Below are 2,430 nucleotides of genomic sequence, written 5' to 3'. Positions count from 1 at the left end.
AGCCGCGTCGCCCGGTCGCGCCGGCGGGGCAGGGCGAACAGCTCCGGCGTGGTGTCGATGAACCGCGTGGTGTAATCCCCGGCGCGGAACGCGGGATGCGTCAGCAGCGCCTCCAGGAAGGGCAGGTTGGTGCTCACCCCGCGGATGCGATACTCGCGGATCGCCCGCACCATCCGCGCGATCGCCTCCTCCGGCGTCGGCGCCCAGGCCGTCACCTTCTCCAGCAGCGCGTCGTAGAAGCGTGTCACCACCGCGCCCGAATAGGCCGTCCCGCCATCGAGGCGGATGCCGAAGCCGAACGCCCCGCGATAGGCGGAAATCCGTCCGTAATCCGGAATGAAATTGTTCTCCGGGTTTTCCGTGGTGATCCGGCATTGCAGCGCGTGCCCGTCGAGCACGATGGCCTCCTGCGCCGGAATCCCGGTCTCGTCCGGCCGCCCGATCCGCCCGCCCTCGGCGATGCGGATCTGCGCCTTCACGATATCGAGCCCGGTCACCACCTCGGTCACCGTGTGCTCCACCTGGATGCGCGGATTGACCTCGATGAAATAGAACCGCCCGGTCTCGCGGTCGAGCAGGAACTCCACCGTCCCGGCGTTGCGGTAATCGGTCGCCCGGCCGATCGCCAGCGCCGCCGCGCACAGCCCCTCGCGCGTCGCGGCGTCGAGATACGGCGCCGGCGCCCGCTCGATCACCTTCTGGTGCCGCCGCTGGATCGTGCAGTCCCGCTCGAACAGGTGCACGAGATTGCCGTGCGAATCGCCGAGGATCTGCACCTCGACATGCCGCGCCCGCCGCACCAGCTTCTCGAAATACACCTCGTCATTGCCGAACGCCGCCAGCGCCTCGCGCCGCGCCGTCTCCACCTGCTCGGCCAGCCCCTCCGCGCTCTCGATCGGCCGCATCCCGCGCCCGCCGCCGCCCCAGGAGGCCTTGAGCATCACCGGATAGCCGATCTCCGCGGCGATCCGCCCGATCTCCGCCGCATCCCGCGGCAGCGGCGCCGAGGCCGGCATCACCGGCACGCCGACGCTCTCCGCGAGCTGCCTGGCCGCCACCTTGTTGCCCAGCGTGCGCATCGTCCGCGGCGCCGGCCCGATGAACGCGATCCCCCGCGCCGCGCAGGCCTCGGCGAACTCCGGATTTTCCGACAGGAACCCGTAGCCCGGATGGATCGCGTCCGCCTTCGCCTCCTCGGCGACGCGCAGCACCTCCTCGATCGACAGATACGCCTCGATCGGCCCCATCCCCTCGCCGATCAGATAGGCCTCGTCCGCCTTGAAGCGGTGCAGCGAGAGCTTGTCCTGCTCGGCATAGACGCCGATCGTGGTAATCCCCAGCTCGGTCGCCGCCCGGAACACCCGGATCGCGATTTCCGACCGGTTCGCCACCAGCAGCCGCCTGAATGTCTGCACCGCCCTGTACCTCCTTTGTAACTTTTTTTGACCCCCGGACCCTATGGTCACCTCGCCGCGAGGGCAAGACTTTTTGTGCGCTGCGGCAAAAATCGCCCCCGGCTTCACCCCGCGCCCGTTCTGCGCGACAACCGGCCCGATCACCGCGAGGGAAGAGGAGTCCATGAGCCAGCCGCGCACGACCGCACCCGCCGTTACCTGTTTCGGCCCCGATTTCCCCTTCGCCTATGACGACTGGCTGTCCCACCCCGCCGGCCTCGGCGCGCTGCCCGAAGCCGCGCACGGCGCCGAGGTCGCGATCATCGGCGCCGGCATCGCCGGCATCGTCGCCGCCTACGAGCTGATGAAGCTCGGCCTCCGCCCAGTCCTCTACGAGCAGGGCCGTCTCGGCGGCCGCCTCCGTTCCGAGCGTTTCGCCGGCGCCGAGGATGTCATCGCCGAGCTCGGCGGCATGCGCTTCCCCACCTCGTCGCGCGGCTTCTACCACTATCTCGACCTCGTCGGGCTCGACACCGCGCCCTTCCCGAACCCGCTCTCGCCGGCCTCGCCGAGCACCGTGATCGACCTCGAGGGCACCACGACCTATATCGAGGGCACCGGCCCGCTGCCGCCCTTCTTCGCCGAGGTGCAATCCGCCTGGGCCGAGGCTTTGGAGCAGCAATCCGGCTTCGCCGCCCTGCAGGCGGCCCTCCGCGCGCGCGACGTCGCCGCCCTGAAATCGCTGTGGAACCCCATCGTCGCCGCCTGGGACGAACGCACCTTCTACGATTTCGTCGCCTCCAGCCCCGCCTTCGCCCGCCTGTCCTTCCACCACCGCGAGGTCTTCGGCCAGGTCGGCTTCGGCACCGGCGGCTGGGATTCCGACTTCCCGAATTCCATGCTCGAAATCCTCCGCGTCGTCCTCACCGAGCTCGAGGACGACCAGCGCCTCGTCATCGGCGGTGTCGAGCAGCTGCCCCGCCGCCTCTGGGCCCATGCGCCGTCGCGCCTCGTCCACTGGCCGGCCGGCACCACG

Annotated in this window: 2 protein-coding genes; one reads left to right on the top strand and one right to left on the bottom strand. The window is 69.9% G+C overall.

The genetic code is table 11. The features are described 5' to 3' along the window. On the bottom strand, nucleotides 1–1,415 hold a 1,415-nt coding region (locus APM_RS07485), incomplete at its 3' end, for a biotin carboxylase N-terminal domain-containing protein (protein WP_007422753.1). Between the two features lie 163 nt (nucleotides 1,416–1,578). Between APM_RS07485 and APM_RS07480 the strand changes: the two genes are divergently transcribed. Further along, nucleotides 1,579–2,430, top strand: an 852-nt coding sequence (locus tag APM_RS07480) for an FAD-dependent oxidoreductase (protein ID WP_007422752.1), incomplete at its 3' end; no start/stop codon positions are given.

The organism is Acidiphilium sp. PM (genome assembly GCF_000219295.1).
Taxonomy (GTDB): Bacteria; Pseudomonadota; Alphaproteobacteria; order Acetobacterales; family Acetobacteraceae; genus Acidiphilium; species Acidiphilium multivorum.
The sequence above is the reverse complement of the archived record's forward strand: the minus strand, read 5'-3'. Positions and strand labels throughout refer to the sequence as shown.